This window comes from Paenibacillus sp. FSL H8-0548, from assembly GCF_038630985.1.
Lineage (GTDB): Bacteria > Bacillota > Bacilli > Paenibacillales > Paenibacillaceae > Pristimantibacillus.
On record NZ_CP152049.1, the window covers coordinates 4,246,453 to 4,262,103 of the forward strand.

At 45.0% G+C, this 15,651-nt stretch carries 18 protein-coding genes; 3 read left to right on the plus strand and 15 right to left on the minus strand.

Annotation, left to right across the window (positions count from 1 at the left end):
* Window positions 1-257: 257 nt before the first annotated feature.
* Window positions 258-569 (minus strand): hypothetical protein, encoded by a 312-nt coding sequence (locus MHI37_RS18425; protein ID WP_144023658.1) that lies wholly within the window; start codon window positions 567-569, stop codon window positions 258-260.
* Here MHI37_RS18425 and MHI37_RS18430 point away from each other — a divergent pair.
* The 3 genes from MHI37_RS18430 (at window position 560) to MHI37_RS18440 (ending at window position 2,620) form a co-directional block, all read left to right on the plus strand.
* Complete coding sequence (locus MHI37_RS18430; protein WP_076336502.1) at window positions 560-991, plus strand: hypothetical protein; 432 nt, start codon at window positions 560-562, stop codon at window positions 989-991. The two genes, MHI37_RS18425 and MHI37_RS18430, sit on opposite strands and share 10 nt — an antisense overlap.
* A 45-nt stretch (window positions 992-1,036) precedes the next feature.
* A complete protein-coding gene (locus MHI37_RS18435; RefSeq protein ID WP_076336503.1) occupies window positions 1,037-1,252 on the plus strand; it encodes a helix-turn-helix transcriptional regulator in 216 nt (71 codons plus the stop codon).
* A gap of 204 nt (window positions 1,253-1,456) precedes the next feature.
* Window positions 1,457-2,620 (plus strand): site-specific integrase, encoded by a 1,164-nt coding sequence (locus tag MHI37_RS18440; RefSeq protein ID WP_076336504.1) that lies wholly within the window; start codon window positions 1,457-1,459, stop codon window positions 2,618-2,620.
* A 195-nt stretch (window positions 2,621-2,815) separates the two neighbouring features.
* Here MHI37_RS18440 and MHI37_RS18445 read toward each other — a convergent pair whose 3' ends face one another.
* The 14 genes from MHI37_RS18445 to xerD all read right to left on the minus strand — a co-directional run bounded on the left by MHI37_RS18445 (window position 2,816) and on the right by xerD (window position 15,618).
* A complete protein-coding gene (locus tag MHI37_RS18445; RefSeq protein ID WP_076336505.1) occupies window positions 2,816-3,247 on the minus strand; it encodes a peptidylprolyl isomerase in 432 nt (143 codons plus the stop codon).
* Between the two features lie 53 nt (window positions 3,248-3,300).
* The gene (gene lysA / locus MHI37_RS18450) at window positions 3,301-4,632 is read right to left on the minus strand and encodes a diaminopimelate decarboxylase (RefSeq protein WP_076336506.1); all 1,332 of its coding nucleotides are present in this window, start codon (window positions 4,630-4,632) and stop codon (window positions 3,301-3,303) included.
* 131 nt (window positions 4,633-4,763) lie between these two features.
* Window positions 4,764-6,410 carry a spore germination protein gene (locus MHI37_RS18455; RefSeq protein ID WP_083676205.1) on the minus strand — a complete coding sequence of 549 codons (1,647 nt, stop codon included), beginning with the start codon at window positions 6,408-6,410 and terminating at the stop codon, window positions 4,764-4,766.
* Window positions 6,411-6,436: 26 nt separating this feature from the next.
* On the minus strand, window positions 6,437-6,865 hold the full coding sequence (locus MHI37_RS18460; RefSeq protein WP_076336507.1) for a stage V sporulation protein AB: 429 nt from the start codon (window positions 6,863-6,865) through the stop codon (window positions 6,437-6,439).
* Window positions 6,858-7,508, minus strand: coding sequence for a stage V sporulation protein AA (locus tag MHI37_RS18465; protein WP_076336508.1), 651 nt, complete (start codon window positions 7,506-7,508; stop codon window positions 6,858-6,860). The genes MHI37_RS18460 and MHI37_RS18465 overlap by 8 nt, the downstream gene beginning before the upstream one ends.
* Window positions 7,509-7,623: 115 nt before the next feature.
* Window positions 7,624-8,379: an RNA polymerase sporulation sigma factor SigF gene (gene sigF / locus MHI37_RS18470; protein ID WP_076336509.1), complete on the minus strand. Its 756-nt coding sequence runs from the start codon at window positions 8,377-8,379 to the stop codon at window positions 7,624-7,626.
* A gap of 19 nt (window positions 8,380-8,398) precedes the next feature.
* Window positions 8,399-8,845: an anti-sigma F factor gene (spoIIAB, locus tag MHI37_RS18475; protein ID WP_076336510.1), complete on the minus strand. Its 447-nt coding sequence runs from the start codon at window positions 8,843-8,845 to the stop codon at window positions 8,399-8,401.
* The gene (gene spoIIAA / locus MHI37_RS18480) at window positions 8,842-9,195 is read right to left on the minus strand and encodes an anti-sigma F factor antagonist (RefSeq protein ID WP_076336511.1); all 354 of its coding nucleotides are present in this window, start codon (window positions 9,193-9,195) and stop codon (window positions 8,842-8,844) included. Before spoIIAA ends, spoIIAB begins: the two co-directional genes overlap by 4 nt.
* Before the next feature lie 254 nt (window positions 9,196-9,449).
* Complete coding sequence (locus tag MHI37_RS18485; RefSeq protein WP_256710489.1) at window positions 9,450-10,640, minus strand: D-alanyl-D-alanine carboxypeptidase family protein; 1,191 nt, start codon at window positions 10,638-10,640, stop codon at window positions 9,450-9,452.
* 257 nt (window positions 10,641-10,897) lie between these two features.
* A complete protein-coding gene (locus MHI37_RS18490; RefSeq protein ID WP_076336547.1) occupies window positions 10,898-12,229 on the minus strand; it encodes a pyrimidine-nucleoside phosphorylase in 1,332 nt (443 codons plus the stop codon).
* Between the two features lie 40 nt (window positions 12,230-12,269).
* The gene (locus MHI37_RS18495) at window positions 12,270-12,425 is read right to left on the minus strand and encodes an aspartyl-phosphate phosphatase Spo0E family protein (protein WP_144023659.1); all 156 of its coding nucleotides are present in this window, start codon (window positions 12,423-12,425) and stop codon (window positions 12,270-12,272) included.
* Between the two features lie 110 nt (window positions 12,426-12,535).
* Window positions 12,536-13,375, minus strand: a complete 840-nt coding sequence (locus tag MHI37_RS18500; protein ID WP_076336513.1) for a purine-nucleoside phosphorylase — start codon at window positions 13,373-13,375, stop codon at window positions 12,536-12,538.
* Between the two features lie 54 nt (window positions 13,376-13,429).
* The gene (deoB, locus tag MHI37_RS18505; RefSeq protein WP_076336514.1) at window positions 13,430-14,617 is read right to left on the minus strand and encodes a phosphopentomutase; all 1,188 of its coding nucleotides are present in this window, start codon (window positions 14,615-14,617) and stop codon (window positions 13,430-13,432) included.
* Between the two features lie 47 nt (window positions 14,618-14,664).
* Window positions 14,665-15,618 (minus strand): site-specific tyrosine recombinase XerD, encoded by a 954-nt coding sequence (xerD, locus tag MHI37_RS18510; protein WP_342556495.1) that lies wholly within the window; start codon window positions 15,616-15,618, stop codon window positions 14,665-14,667.
* Window positions 15,619-15,651: the final 33 nt, after the last annotated feature.

The following is a 15,651-nucleotide window of genomic DNA, read 5'->3' on the forward strand; positions in this document are numbered from 1 at the left end:
GGGATGGGTACTTGTTTGTGTTGGGTGCTACACTTGTTTGTCTTCTTATCTATTGGTGGCGACTGATAGACAAATATTTGTACTTTTAACATATAATTACCATTTATGTACCAGAGTTAACAAATGATTGAAATTATCAAAGAACAATATATGTTAAGGCCAGCCATGCACGGCCAGCTCGTGGCGGAGATCCGCGACCATACCGTTAGCATCAACGATATGGTTTCGTCCGCTTCCGTTGCGGACTCATCAGGCGGTTAATCGAGTATTCGTTCCATGCTAATCGAGTATTGTTCCTTGAGTTTTTCGAAAGCTGCTGACGTGACCTTGTAAGAGTGCCACCCTGCTTTGTGGCTAGGACGGATAAAATCATCCGGCACATAAATCTTGAGGAATGATATCCCTCTTCCTTTGAGCTCAAGCTGTGTGTCGATGAAGTAGTGATTGCCATAATGACTCAGGATGGCTTCGATCTGAGCATTAACCTTGCGCTCCTTCATCTCAGGGAAGTAAGTGTGTACGCCTTTCGTGATACGATCTGCAGGAAACTCGATAACCTTTGACATCATCTAACGCCTCCAATGCCTCACTGGGCTATTTTCGATTCCTTACTACCTTCACCAATGCAATGATGCTGAGAGCCAATGCAGCGCCTATTACGATCCATGTGATTACGTTCATCGCGATCCCTCCATTTATTTTAATCATGCTATATGTTAAGATTGGGTGGAGAGATCGTGGTAGCGATCTCTCCGAGGAACCTTACTTGCGTTTGCGGCGCTTGCGTGGGGTTCCTTTCTTTTTGTCCTTTGCCGCTAATCCAACCAGCATTGTCGCTGTCACCAGTTGGATGATTGCGGTTAGGAGCCCTACCCAATCCTTCATCTTCTCACCCTTTCCGAAAGCTTCTCCCTCGCTTTCTATCTTAATTATATACGAATATCGTTACTTTGTCAACGATATTCGTAATATTATTTACGTTATTCGTTGATTTATTTACGGTAATCGTATAAAATGAATTCGAGGAGATGATGAAATGTTTAGATTAAGAATTAATGAGCTGATGCACGCTCGTCATTTAAATGCTAATCAGCTTTCTAAGCTTGCAGGAGTAAGGTACCCAACGATATTAGATATGGCTGATAATAAGTCGAAAGCGTGGTCTCCTGAAAACTTGGAGAAGATTGCTATCGCTCTAGGTGTCGAAGAGGTTGGCGAGCTAATTGAATATGTAAAAGAGCAGGAGGTTTAACCCTCGCTGCTTTTTTATTTTTTCCTGCGTTATAACTATAACGCATATATGACCTAGCGATTTATAGCTTTTTCGGATGAAACAAGAAATGTTTTGATGCTAATTTACAACGAAATAGTTCTTATTGACACGATAGGCGCATATTAAACTTGTCTTATCTATAGAACTATAATTATAATGGCATCTAAAGGACGGTGTTATTTGATGCCTGTATACGAATATTTAAAACGCGGCAAAACTCATTATTATTACGCTTTCGAAGTTAAGGATCGTAAGGGCAAGCGGAAGACGATTAAAGAAAGAGGGTTTACGGGGAAGACGGCTGCGAGGGATGCTGAGCGCCTGGCACGAGTAGAATGGGACAAGGGTACTTATATCGACCCAACCAAGCTTACTGTAGGCACGTTCATGACTCAATGGTTAAAAGACAAACAAGATATTTCCCCTGAAACACGACTCACAAACCAAAGTCATTTGAAAGTGCACATCATCCCACAGATAGGTCACATCATGCTTCAAAAGTTTACTGTCCAAGACATCAAGGATTTCATTAAGTATATGCAAAAGGAAGATACGGAGCTCGCAGAGGGTACAATCAAGAAGATTTACAATCTCATACAAACAGCTTTCACCTCAGCGAAAATCGAGGACTTGATTGGGACTGATCCATTCGACAAAATGGATAAGGGTTCAATTCCTAAGGTTAATAAAGTCAATCATGATTACTGGACGAAAGACGAAGTGAAGAATTTTTTTGAACGCTTAGCACCAATCGAAAACAGATTCCACGCAATGTATGTGCTCGCTATTTACACTGGTATGAGAAGAGGAGAAATACTTGGTTTAAGGTGGAAAGACATCGATTTCGAAAACGGGCTCATTTCCATACGCCAAACGCTCAAGCCTAAAAGAAGAATTAAAGATGGCGGGAAGAACTTATCTTCTAGTCGTTCAATTAAAATATCGGCGGTTGTATCAGCGGAATTAAAGAAGCATCGTGGGTTCATGATTAAGGAACGTTGGGGCGCGACGGAAAGGTACCGAACAAACGAAGAATTAGAATTTGCACAAAACAATTACAAAGAGTTGGACTTGATTTTTTGTCAGACCAATGGTGAGCCTATCGGCCTCGGTAATTTCAACCGAATGTGGAGGCTAATCGTAAAGAAAACTGAAATGCGTTACATCAAGTTCCATGATTTGAGACATACGTGTGCCTCCCTCCTACTCAGCAATGGCACGCATCCTAAAGTAGTGCAAGAACTGCTGGGACATTCATCAATAGCAATAACGATGGATACGTACTCACACATGCTACCCAATATGCAAGAAGAAGCTGTTAATTCGTTGGACAAACTATTGAATTGATTCCAGTCGTGACCGTTCACGGCTAATTATTATTACCAATTCCCTACCAAACACCCTACCAAATCAATTTTACAACCAAATAAAAACCGCCTAGTCCTTTATGTATCAAGGGACTGGCGGTTTTTTTATTTTCAGGGATGATGTTCTGACCCCGAAGGAAGCTGCACTTACATAATTATAGTTAGTATCTTATCATTAAATGGTTTCGACTTCAACCTTTTCCATTTTGTCTCCGCCTTTAAAAGCATCAACAAACTCCATACCTTTAGAAACCTTACCGAAAACAGTATGTCCACCATCCAAATGCGGCTGTGGTGCATAACCGATATAGAACTGGCTTCCTCCTGTATTACGGCCTGCATGTGCCATTGCTAGTGAACCGCGTTCATGCTTGTTTGGGTTGATTTCACAATTAATTGTGTAGCCAGGGCCGCCAGCTCCAGTACCATTAGGGCAACCGCCTTGTGCGACGAAGCCTGGAATAACGCGGTGGAAAGTAAGACCGTTGTAGAATCCTTCGGAAGCAAGCTTCTCGAAGTTGGCTACTGTGTTCGGAGCATCTTGATCAAAAAGATCGATTAGAACCTCTCCGCCGTTTGCTAGTGTGATTTTTGCTTGTTTTGCCATTGCTGCATCTACCTTTCTTTTATCCAGATAAGACTACGTTACCAATTTCGCCCTTATTTCGCAAGCGATGATTTTTGAAGTCTTGCCGGAATGACATCATTGCATACAATATTTTCCAAAGATTCGCGTTTAACCGCAAGGTCTGCCTGACCGTCTTTGACGAATACGACAGCAGGACGACGAATACGGTTATAATTGCTAGCCATAGCATAATTATAAGCACCTGTGCAGAAAACAGCAAGCAGATCGCCATTTTCAGCTTTAGGCAATTCCAAGTCCCAAATAAGCATATCGCCGCTTTCACAACATTTCCCTGCAATAGATACCGTTTCTTGAGCGGGCTCATTCGCACGATTTGCAAGCACTGCTTCATATTGCGACTGATAAAGAGCAGGACGAGGGTTGTCCGTCATACCGCCATCAACAGCAATGTATTTACGTACGCCTGGGATGTCTTTGCTCGTGCCGACCGTATACAAGGTTGTTCCTGCATCTCCGACCATGCTGCGACCTGGCTCAACCCAAATTTCAGGCAGCGGGAACTCCGCATTGTTGAAATTCGTTATAATTGCACCAGTAATAGCGGCTACGTATTCGCTGATTGGCAACGGAGTATCTCCATCAACATAACGAATGCCGAAGCCTCCGCCAAGGTTGATCACTTTAAAAGTGAGACCGAGCTCACTGCGAATTTCCACTGCAAAATCAGCAACCTTGTCTACTGCCATGCGGAAGCCTTCAACCTCAAAGATTTGTGAACCGATATGAGAATGAACGCCCAAAACAATGAGGTTAGGCAAAGTTAATGCCTCTTGAATAGCTTGCTTTGCTGCACCATTGCCAAGATCAAAGCCAAACTTGGAATCTTGTTGGCCTGTTGAGATGTAATCATGTGTATGAGCTTCTACACCTGGTGTAATACGAAGCAAAATATTCACTTTTTTACCTTTGTCGCCAGCAAGTGCGTTCAGTAGTTGAAGCTCTAAGAAATTGTCTACTACAAAACAGCCAATGCCTGCATCAAGAGCCATATTAATTTCTTCCGGCGTTTTGTTGTTGCCGTGGAAATGGATGCGCTCCGCAGGGAATCCCGCTTGCATTGCTGTATATAGCTCTCCGTCAGAAACAACATCAAGCGACAGTCCTTCTTGCTCAGCAATCGCACACATAGCCATTACGCTGAATGCTTTGCTCGCATAAGCGACTTGAAAACGAAGTCCTGAAGCTTTAAATGCTTCGATATACTCGCTTGCGCGTTGACGTACTAGAGCCTCGTCAACAATATAAAGTGGCGTACCGAACTGTGCAGCCAAATCAGCTACATCACAGCCACCAATCTCTAAATGTCCTTTTGTGTTAATTTCACTAGTTCCATGCAGGTACATAATTTCCCCTCAGCTTTCTTCTACCTGTAAACAGATAGAACGGATAGAATTTGCATTAATAGCAACAGTATAACGCAATCTACCCGCCTTGCGAAATGGATAAATCCACATTTCATTTGCATTTTATGATTTTACTCCGTTTCAGGCATTTTATCCCGCTGCTGTACCCTCAAATTATTTGGCCTTGTTCGATTGTACAGAACAGGCTGCCGAATGAAAATGCTCCAAAGCGCTTTTAGATCAAACGGGATGATTGGCCACATATAAGGCCGGTTGAACGAACGCTCCATCGTCAGCAGCAGCATAATAGCGGTCGTTGCAATTACAAAACCTGGAGCACTGAAGGCTGCCACCGCAACAATCAGTACAAGCCTTACAATACGATTAGCAAGTCCAAGCTCATAGCTCGGTGTTGCAAACATTCCGATAGCCGCGACAGCCATATACAAAATAACCTCATTTACGAAAATGCCAGTCTGCACAGCTATGTCACCGATCAAAATCGCAGCAACTAAAGACATGGCTGTCGCAAGTGAGGTTGGCGTATGTACCGATGCCATGCGCAGCAAATCGACCCCTATTTCCGCAAGAAGAAACTGAACAACTAAAGGCAGCTTAGCTGTCTTGTTAGGGCCTAAAAACTCAAGGGCCGGCGGTTTGAACTCGGGATGCATCACAAATAGCAGCCACAGCGGCAGCATAAATAACGAGGCAAAAATACCGATGAATCTTACCCAGCGCAAATAAGTTCCAATAAATGGCGTTTGGCGATTTTCCTCGGCATGCTGCATTAAATCAGCATAGGTCGTAGGCAGCGTCATAACGCTAGGTGAGGTATCCACGAACACGGCGACATAGCCCTCAAGCAAATGTGAAGCTACCGTATCCGGTCGCTCAGAATAGCGAACGAGCGGGAACGGATTCCAGCCCCGCTTCACCGTTGCTTCCTCAAGCTGCTTGTCCGCAAGCGGCAATCCATCTATTTTGACCATGGAAATTTTATCTTTAACTGATTTCAGTAGTTCTTTATCTACAATATCATCGATATAAGCGATGCAAACATCCGTCTGTGTCCGTTCGCCTACTCTAACGATTTCGTAGCGAAGCTGCGGATCCCGCAGCCGTCTACGGACGAGTGAAATATTAACCATTAACGTTTCAACAAAGCCGTCCCTGCTGCCGCGGACGACTTTTTCAAGTGACGGCTCCTCTAATCCACGCGCAGGAAAATTTTTGGCATCGATCATAATCGCACTTGTTTCACCATCAATAAATAATGCTGTTCCGCCAGACAATACGCCCGTCAGCATGCTGTTCCAATTCTCTTCTTTCGTAACCTGTGCAGCAGGCACATAGAGATCTATGAAGGAGTGAAACGCATCAACTGAGAGCTCCTCTGGCTGCAAATAGGAAAGCCTCGTAAGCACGTCAGTTAGAAGCGAATCTTTAACCAAACCGTTCATGCAAAGCATAGCTGTTCGACGCTCGCCAAAGGTCATCTCCCTGACGACAACATCAAAGCTCATTTTATAACCTATTTCATTTTCCAATCGCAATAATATATCATCTATCGCACTTGGTATCGGTGCTTTCTCCTGCTCTCCTACCTTCTTCGAGCCCGAACTTTCGTTGCTGGGCTTCTCTTTAGAGCTTGCAAACGAGCTGCTATTGTCCGCTTCGCCTGATTCCTCCAGCTGCTGATCCTTCAAAATACCTGCAAACGAAGGAATTTCATTTTCCGCTCCATCGTGACCATAGCCTGATTGATTATCCTTCATTACACACTCACCTCATATTTAGTCAATTACCATTGGAACACTAGCCAATCAAATAAAGAGCCAAGTGTCTTTCCAAGCACCATTGCCATAACAAGAGCTACCATATAGTCAGATAAATTCATTCTTTTCGCCAAAATCGGCAGTACATTCAATACCTCTGTTAAAGCAGCAGCCAGCATCCCAATAAACATCCCATCAATAAGACCCGTTGCACTTAAAAGCGCGCCCCCGGGCAAAAACAATTTCCAATTCATAAAATCTGCAAACGTCCAGTATAGCGAACCGGAAATGACCGCTGATTCAAACCAAGCCGACATTCGGTAGGCATTAGCTACTTGAGCTAATCGCGGAACGAGATCCAGCACGACCAAAAGTGCAACGAGCCCGCTGCCTACTGCAAGACCTCCAGCCAAGCCTAGCAAAGCTACAAAAACATTACTGATCGCACTAATCATGCTGATTACCACTCGTTTGGTCATAATCTGATTTTTTACGCATTTCGTCAGCAATCACGTAGGCATTTACATTCTCTTGGTACATATATAGCTCGACCTCAAGCGGATTCGGCTCCTCGTTGAACCTTTTGCGGAACAAGTGGTTAAAAAACAATACCATTCCAAGCCCTATACCGAGCGAATACGGGATCTGGAACCATAAAGGATGCTCCTCTCGTTTGCCAGTGATCAGCTCAACGATTCGAATATGCACCTCTTTCATGCTAACGTCCGTATGAAAATTCATGATCGCAAGTCCTGCCCCAAAAAACAAAAGGAGCCATGCAAGGATGAGCACCGGAATACGTGGCTTAACTGGCTTTTCTGCAACCATGACCAGCACCTGAGGATCTCCGTAAGCCTCAACAGTAAGCCCCGGCTCCATCTCTCGTATGCCCTTGACGATTTGCAGCAGGTCGATGACGACCCGATTGCCATCCGCCTTTTTATGCTTGTATAGGATGAGCCCCTTCAATCTCATTTCAAGCTCATCATCCTTAGCCAGCAGCCTTGCAGCTTGCCCCAGATTGACGCTTTGATTCGGTTTCATGTAAATACGTTTTTTTAGGCGCAGATAAAGGATCGATTGCCTGGATGTTGCCATCTGTCAGCTTCCCTTCTGCTTATGCTTTGGTGTTTGTTTCCCTTTTAGTATGAGAAAAGGACGATTCGGATACTCATGCAAATAGAGGTAATAAATAGAAAAAAACCAAATCGCCTCAAAGGGCGATTTGGTCTCTGATCAATTGCAATATTTTTTTCTCCAGCCGCGACACCTGCACCTGCGAAATTCCCAGCCTGCTCGCTACTTCTGATTGTGTTTTGTCACGATAATATCGCAAGTACACAATTAGCCGCTCCCGCTCATTTAAGCCTTCAATGGCTTCAACGAGCGCAAGCTTGTCAAACCAGCGATCCTGAGATTCATCGGCTATTTGATCCATCAGCGTAATTGGATCGCCGTCGTTTTCAAACACAGTTTCGTGTATTGATGTCGGCGGCTTATTAGCCTCTTGGGCAAAAACCACATCCTCTGGTGTAATGCCGAGACGCTCTGCAACCTCGCTTATCGTAGGCAAACGACCTAACGTTTTGGAAAGCTCATCCTTCATTTTGCGTACCTTATTGGCGGTTTCCTTCAGAGATCTGCTCACTTTTAAAGTGCCATCATCACGCAAAAACCGTTGAATCTCACCTATGATCATCGGAACCGCATACGTTGAAAACTTCACATCATAGGACAAATCGAACTTATCTACCGACTTCAGCAATCCGATACAGCCAATTTGGAATAAATCCTCTGGCTCATAGCCTCGATTGATGAAGCGCTGCACAACTGACCAAACCAGCCTTATATTGCACTGCACAAGCGTATCCCTTGCAAGCGTATCGCCGGATTGACTTAATGCAATGAGCCGCTTAACTTCCGCGTCATCCAAGTATGGCTGGGCTGACTGCTTTAGATTGACATCCATGACGTTCAACCCCTATACGCTAATTGTAGAGCGCTTTTTTCGATTCGATTCGTTTCTGCATAGCTACGCGAGTCCCGCCATCAACCCTACTTGTAACCTCAAAGCGATCCATGAAGTTTTCCATAATCGTAAATCCCATTCCAGAACGCTCCAGCTCAGGTTTCGATGTATACAGCGGCTGACGAGCCAGCTCTAAATCTTCAATGCCCAGACCGTTGTCCGACACTGCAATAGACACAAAATCCCCTTCGATTCTTGCTTCTATCGTTACTAAGCAGGAAGAATCACTCTCGTAGCCATGGATAATCGCATTCGTCACAGCTTCTGATACTGCTGTCTTCAAATCGTTCAGCTCCTCAAGCGTCGGATCAAGCTGTGACACAAATGCAGCAACTGCGATTCGTGCAAAGGCTTCGTTCTCCGAGCGAGCGCTGAAGGAAAGCGTCATTTCATTGGACCCGTTCATGACACCACCTCCAAACTGGAAATTGCGTTTCGTTCGTTATCGTGAATCGTCAATATTTTGAACAGGCCAGACATTTCAAATAAGCGATGAACATTCGGATTTACGTCACAAACGACCATCTTTCCGCCCTTGCTCTTGATTTGCTTATACCTTCCGAGAATAACGCCTAGCCCGGAGCTGTCCATAAATTGCAATTCCTTCAAGCTGAGAATCACATGCTCACTGTTGCCACGGAGGATGGCCTCCTCCATTTTGAAACGAACGACGTCGGCTGTATGGTGATCCAGCTCACCCCGAAGCCTCACGATCAGCACATTGCGGTATTGCTCCAACTCTGCTTGCAGACTCATTATGCTGTTCATCTCCTCTAGGTTATTTCAAATATAAGTAAGAATAGAAGCAAGCTGTATTCCTTCCTTACATTTCACCGTGAAACGTTGACTGCTCAGCTTAAGAACAGCTTAGACGTTTACACTTGCCGAGATAGAACTAGCAATTCTCTAAATGATTGACGGATTCCTGCATGTCGACAAAACTAGAAGCATACAGCTATGAGCTGACAAAATACGCAGTGCTATTCCGCTGGAGCATTGGGTTTGTCACACTATTTGAATAATCCGGACACCGATCGCTTCATCAATTTCCACCAGCCTGCACGCTCGATAGAAAGCGGAGCATCAACATCAAATTCCTTTATAACCTGTTCTCCTTGATAAACAACAAGCTTGCCGATAGGTTGGCCGATCTGGATAGGAGCCTTGAGCGGACCATCGATTTTCAGCTCATAACGAATATCCTTCGTTTGACTGCCTTTCTTGAGCAGCACACTATAAGCATGCTTGGCGACAAGCGGAAGCTCTGGTGCTGTGCCCTTCTCAATCTGCAGTGTACCCATTGAGTCACCTTCTTTAATAATGGAGTGGTTCATATATTGTGCGAAGGTATAATCGAACATTTGCGATACTTCAGCGTTTCTTGTTTTTGTATCAGGCTCACCCATTACGACTGCAATGACCCTCATATTGTCCCGCTGTGCAGTAGCCGACAAGCAGTACTTGGCTTCGCTTGTAAAGCCTGTTTTCAAGCCGTCAGCGCCATTATAGAAACGAACCAGCTTATTCGTATTCACGAGCCAAAACGGCTTGGCAGACGTTTTGCGCAAGTAATCCTGATAAAGCCCCGTATACTTCGTAACTTCGGAATGCTTAAGCAATTCCCTGGACATAACTGCGATATCATGCGCTGATGATACGTGATTTGCTACAGGCAAACCATTCGGATTGGAAAATAGTGTATCGTTCATGCCAAGCTGCTGGGCCCGCTCGTTCATCATCGCTACGAACTGCTGCTCTGTGCCAGCCAACTTCTCGGCCATAGCCACTGACGCATCATTGCCAGAAGCAAGCGCAATGCCTTTGATCATATCCTCTACGGACATTTCTTCGCCTGGCTCCAAAAAGATTTGAGAGCCTCCCATTGAAGCAGCATATTCACTCGTCTGAACCTTGTCCGTCAGCTTGATTTTGCCATCATCGAGCGCCTCCATAATGAGAAGAAGCGTCATAATTTTAGTAATGCTTGCTGGGGGAAGCTTATCATGGCTATTTTTCTCGAAAATAACCGTCCCGCTGTCAGCATCCATTAGAATTGCAGACCGAGCTGACGCAGCCAAATTAACCGCTGGGGCCTGATTGGTCGGAGGCGGTGTTGGTTCCACAGCTGCAAAAACAGCTGCAGGCATTGCAATCGTAAATACGAGTATTAATAAACATAGTTTGATAGAACGGTTTTTCAACTTGATCTCCTCCTAAAAAGTTTTGTGAAGCAAAACTTAACTTCGTAAGCATTCGCTTAGTTTTGTGAAGCAAAACTAGCTTCGTAAGCATTCGCTTAAAGTTTTGTGAAGCAAAAGTCGATTGCGACGCAATTCGCTTATATTTCTCTTTTTAGTGTTGACTTTTAGATTGAAAATTATTCCAAAAGAAAGATGATTGCACAACAAAAAAATCCGCCTCTTATAAAAAGAGACGGATTTCTTAAAACAATCATTATTTAACTATAGCGCTTGATGCCTTCTGCTGTAATAACCGATAACAATAGAGCACGCGGCTCAGCCTTCTCGGCTTGGATGTCAAAGGCATTCAGCACACGCTCTGACACCTCCTTTACGGACTCGTCAGCTTCGCGTACATGCAGCAAAGCGAGTGTATCGCCAGCCTCCACTGCATCCCCAACCTTTTTGCGCAATACGACCCCGACCGCATAATCAATAATTGAATCCTTGGTAGCTCTTCCCGCTCCCAATAGCATCGCAGCTATACCAAGCTGCTCTGCTTCTATAGCATTTACAAAACCAGCGGTCTTTGCCTGCACTTCAAGAACGATTGGCGCCTTAGGAAGCAGAGCGGGATTGTCCACAATTGAAGCGTCGCCGCCTTGTGCAGAAATAAAAGCCTTAAACTTCGCTAAAGCTGCTCCACTCGAAATTTGAACTTTCAATAACTGCTTAGCCTCCTCCACGGATTCAGCTTTCCCTCCAAGCACCACCATATGCGCGCCTAAAGTCAAACAAAGCTCTGTAAGGTCCTCAGGGCCGTTCCCTTTGAGCGTTTCAATGGATTCCTGAACCTCCAAAGCATTGCCGATCGCAAAGCCTAGAGGCTGATCCATGTCGCTTATAACCGCTGCCGTATTTCGACCGACCTCAGTTCCAATGTTTACCATCGCTAACGCAAGCTGCTCAGAAGCCTCTAGCGTTTTCATGAACGCACCGCTGCCGGTTTTCACATCGAGCACAATGGCATCTGCGCCGGCAGCAATTTTCTTGCTCATAACCGAGCTCGCGATTAACGGAATCGACTCTACAGTAGCCGTCACGTCACGCAGCGCATATAGCTTCTTGTCTGCTGGGGCAAGATTACCGCTTTGACCAATAACAGACAATCCAATTTCATTAACCTGATTCATAAACTTCTCACGCGAGAGCTCCGTTCGAAAGCCCTCAATAGATTCAAGCTTATCGATGGTGCCTCCGGTATGACCGAGGCCTCTACCAGACATTTTCGCAACCGGAATGCCTACAGATGCAACTAGCGGCGCTAGAATCAACGTTGTCTTATCGCCTACGCCGCCTGTGCTATGCTTATCCACTTTAATGCCGCTAATTGGGCCTAAATCAACCTGATCGCCTGAATTAGCCATAGCGAGTGTCAGCGCCGCCGTCTCCTTTGGAGTCATTCCCCGAAAATAAACAGCCATTGCCCAAGCTGACAGCTGATAATCAGGAATATCGCCTCTTGAATAACCATCAATCAAAAAAACTAACTCCGAAGCGGTCAGCTCGCCGCCATCTCTTTTCTTCTGTATAAGATCTACCGACCGCATATTGCCCTCTCCATTCGCAAGTTCATTTCTTAATTGTTCATTATGCACGTCGCTCCCTCTGCACCTGAACAATAATCTCGTCAAGCGATTGGCTTAACACGAGTACGTCCAGATGCTGAAGGCTTTCATTCAACAGAGCCGCATCAACCATTTTTTTACGCAACTGCTCCATCTGCGTGAGTACTTGCTTGTCCATGTCATCGTCCACTCCATCTTTCATTAATCATGGACATTATACGACGAACGCGAAAAAAAACACTGTCACATTGAGTCGACGCAATTATTACATTTGTGTTACAAAAAACATTAAATAGCAGAAATTAGTGCCGTAACAAGTCCTAAAAACTGGGACTTTACTCGCTCCGTCGTTTCCATTACTTCAGCATGTGACAACGGTTGATCCAAAATACCCGCTGCCATATTGCTAATACATGAAATTCCAACAACTTCGATTCCAGAATGACGTGCAGCAATAACTTCCGCAACAGTCGACATTCCGACAGCATCGGCGCCAATAACTCGCAACATTTTTATTTCTGCCGGCGTTTCATAGGTGGGTCCGAGAAGTCCAGCATATACGCCTTCGCGCAGCGTGAAGCCTTGTTGCCTCGCAATATCGCGTGTAATCGTACGAAGACGCTTGCTGTAGGCCTCTGACATATCTGGAAAACGTACGCCAAGGGAATCATCATTGGGACCAATTAGCGGATTTTTGCCTGTCAAATTAATATGATCGGAGATTAGCATTAGATTACCTGCTTCATAATCCATATTCACACCGCCAGCTGCATTGGTTACAAGCAGTGTTTTCACACCCAGCTCCTTCATTACCCGAACCGGGAATGCTGTAAGCTCAGGTCCATAGCCCTCATACATGTGAAACCGACCGCGCATGAGCAAGACGGATTTTCCTGATAACTCTCCAATTAGCAGCTCGCCAGCATGCCCTTCAACCGTAGAGATCGGGAAATGTGGAATATCATGATATTGAATGGTTACCGCATCCTTAAGATGGTCTCCAAGCACACCGAGACCTGAACCCATAATCAGCCCGATTTCAGGCCTTTGCTCCGTTTGCGCTTCGATGAACCTTGCAGCTTCCTTAATATGAGCTGCTGTTAGTCCTGCTGCAGTAATTGTAGTCATTCTAGTACCTCCAAATTTTATATTTAGTAAACTAAACTTTTAAAATAGAGTTGATCATTCTGAAACGTTAAGTTCCGACAAAAAGCTGGATCCGTTCGGCGGAGCCTCAATGCCAAAATTTTCGGCTATCGTTGCACCAAGATCCGAAAACGTTGACCGAGTGCTTAGCTGCGCTGGCTGTGAAAATGAGGGACTATACAGCAATATTGGCACATATTCACGTGTATGGTCTGTGCCAGGGTGCGTTGGATCGTTACCATGATCGGCCGTAACGATGAGCAGATCCTTCTTGTCCAGTTGTTTCACCAATTCAGGCACAGCAAGGTCGAACTCCTCCAATGCAGCTGAATAGCCAATGGGATCACGTCTATGACCAAATAATGAATCAAAATCAACCAGATTCGTAAATAACAAGCCGTTAAATGGCTTCTTTAGCTGATCTATCGTTTTTTGAATGCCATCTGCGTTGCTTTTTGTAGATGTAGACGATGTAATGCCTTCACCATCAAATATATCGTTGATCTTCCCAATAGCAATCGTATCAAAGCCTGCGTCCTTCAAAGCATTCAGAACGGTTGGCTGCGGGGGCTTCACAGCATAATCATGCCGATTCGGCGTTCGTTGAAAAGCGCCTGGCTCGCCTACATAAGGCCGTGCTATGACTCGACCGACGGTGAAGCGATCATCCATCGTCAGCTCTCGTGCAATTTCACATGCCCTATAAAGCTCCTCAAGTGGAATCACATCCTCGTGTGCAGCAATTTGAAAGACACTGTCAGCAGAGGTATAGACGATCCAAGCTCCAGTCTCCATTTGCTCAGCGCCAAGCTCATCCAAAATCTCAGTGCCGCTGGCTGGCTTGTTGCCAATCACTTTACGACCAGTCCGCTGCTCAAACGGTTCCAGCAGCTCTGGAGGAAATCCCTCAGGGAAAGTTTGGAACGGAACGGTCATTTTCAACCCCATTAGCTCCCAATGCCCCGTCATCGTATCCTTGCCTACCGATACTTCTGCCATTTTGCCATAATAAGCAGCAGGCGCAGCTGATTCAGCACTCCAATTATGAATAGGAGCAATACGATCAAGTCCCCAGCTTCTTAGATGTGGAAGCTTTGTTTGCGGGACTTTCTCAACGATATGTCCAAGCGTATGTGAACCAAGATCTCCGAAATCCTCCGCATCAGGAAGCTCGCCAATACCTACACTATCGAGAACAATGACCGCTATTCGTTCAAATTTCATATGTATGTTTTCCTCCTCTGTCATGTCAAACATCGTCGGGAATTCAATTAAGCGCGTGGATGCGCACGATTATAGGTCTCTTTGATCCGAGCTTTGGAAACCTGCGTGTATTTGAGTGTGGTCGAAACATCCGCATGCCCAAGCAGCTCCTGCACAGCTCGAATATCAGCCCCATTTTCCAGCAAATGTGCAGCGACAGAGTGACGAAGCATATGAGGCGTGATGTCCTCTGCAATGCCTGCCTCCTTCGTGTACTTCTTTATCGTCTTCCAAAACCCTTGCCTTGTCAAACGCGTGCCCAAATGATTTAAGAAAAGCGCTGATTCCGACTCTCTTGCAGTCAATAAGGCATCTCTTCCTAATTGTAAATAATCATTAAGGGCCACCGCTGCCATTTTGCCAAAAGGAACAATACGTTCCTTCTGCCCAGTGCCCACACACTGAACAAAACCGAGCTGAAGATTAACATCTTCAATATTTAGAGCTGCGAGCTCCGAAACTCTTATGCCTGTAGCATAAATGAGCTCTAGCATCGCCTTATCCCGTTTACCGCTTGCACTCACGCTATTTGGCGCTTCAAGGAGCATGTTAGTAACCGAGACACTCAAAATACTAGGCGGCTTCTTCTCTTGTTTTGGAGCCTCCATATAAATAGAAGGATTACTAACAATGACAGACTCAATGACCAAATAATGAAAAAAGGCACGAACGGACACGATATGACGTGATAAAGTCGCTGCCTTCCTCCCCTGCTCCTTTAAATGGAGCATATACCTTGAAATATGATGTCTTTGAACGAGGGTCAGCGCAGTGATAGCTTCCTTTTCCAAATACGATATAAATTGATTCAAATCCCGCTCATAAGAGGAAAGAGTATTAGCTGACAAGCCACGCTCTACCTTCAAATATTGAATATAACGTTCTAAGTAAGCTTTCATCGGATTTCCTTTCGCAAAAAACGCATGACTATAAGAAGTCTTTTCTCCAAAAACATTCAACATTCGACACCGTAAATCCTGCTTTTACACATAATC

What these genes read in the sequence shown, in the direction of transcription:
- MHI37_RS18425 (WP_144023658.1), bottom strand. Translation starts at nt 569, where the DNA reads ATGATGTCAAAGGTTATCGAGTTTCCTGCAGATCGTATCACGAAAGGC.
- MHI37_RS18435 (WP_076336503.1), top strand. Translation starts at nt 1,037, where the DNA reads ATGTTTAGATTAAGAATTAATGAGCTGATGCACGCTCGTCATTTAAAT.
- MHI37_RS18440 (WP_076336504.1), top strand. Translation starts at nt 1,457, where the DNA reads ATGCCTGTATACGAATATTTAAAACGCGGCAAAACTCATTATTATTAC.
- MHI37_RS18445 (WP_076336505.1), bottom strand. Translation starts at nt 3,247, where the DNA reads ATGGCAAAACAAGCAAAAATCACACTAGCAAACGGCGGAGAGGTTCTA.
- lysA (WP_076336506.1), bottom strand. Translation starts at nt 4,632, where the DNA reads ATGTACCTGCATGGAACTAGTGAAATTAACACAAAAGGACATTTAGAG.
- MHI37_RS18455 (WP_083676205.1), bottom strand. Translation starts at nt 6,410, where the DNA reads ATGAAGGATAATCAATCAGGCTATGGTCACGATGGAGCGGAAAATGAA.
- MHI37_RS18460 (WP_076336507.1), bottom strand. Translation starts at nt 6,865, where the DNA reads ATGATTAGTGCGATCAGTAATGTTTTTGTAGCTTTGCTAGGCTTGGCT.
- MHI37_RS18465 (WP_076336508.1), bottom strand. Translation starts at nt 7,508, where the DNA reads ATGGCAACATCCAGGCAATCGATCCTTTATCTGCGCCTAAAAAAACGT.
- sigF (WP_076336509.1), bottom strand. Translation starts at nt 8,379, where the DNA reads ATGGATGTCAATCTAAAGCAGTCAGCCCAGCCATACTTGGATGACGCG.
- spoIIAB (WP_076336510.1), bottom strand. Translation starts at nt 8,845, where the DNA reads ATGAACGGGTCCAATGAAATGACGCTTTCCTTCAGCGCTCGCTCGGAG.
- spoIIAA (WP_076336511.1), bottom strand. Translation starts at nt 9,195, where the DNA reads ATGAGTCTGCAAGCAGAGTTGGAGCAATACCGCAATGTGCTGATCGTG.
- MHI37_RS18490 (WP_076336547.1), bottom strand. Translation starts at nt 12,229, where the DNA reads ATGCGGTCGGTAGATCTTATACAGAAGAAAAGAGATGGCGGCGAGCTG.
- MHI37_RS18495 (WP_144023659.1), bottom strand. Translation starts at nt 12,425, where the DNA reads ATGGACAAGCAAGTACTCACGCAGATGGAGCAGTTGCGTAAAAAAATG.
- MHI37_RS18500 (WP_076336513.1), bottom strand. Translation starts at nt 13,375, where the DNA reads ATGACTACAATTACTGCAGCAGGACTAACAGCAGCTCATATTAAGGAA.
- deoB (WP_076336514.1), bottom strand. Translation starts at nt 14,617, where the DNA reads ATGAAATTTGAACGAATAGCGGTCATTGTTCTCGATAGTGTAGGTATT.
- xerD (WP_342556495.1), bottom strand. Translation starts at nt 15,618, where the DNA reads ATGTTGAATGTTTTTGGAGAAAAGACTTCTTATAGTCATGCGTTTTTT.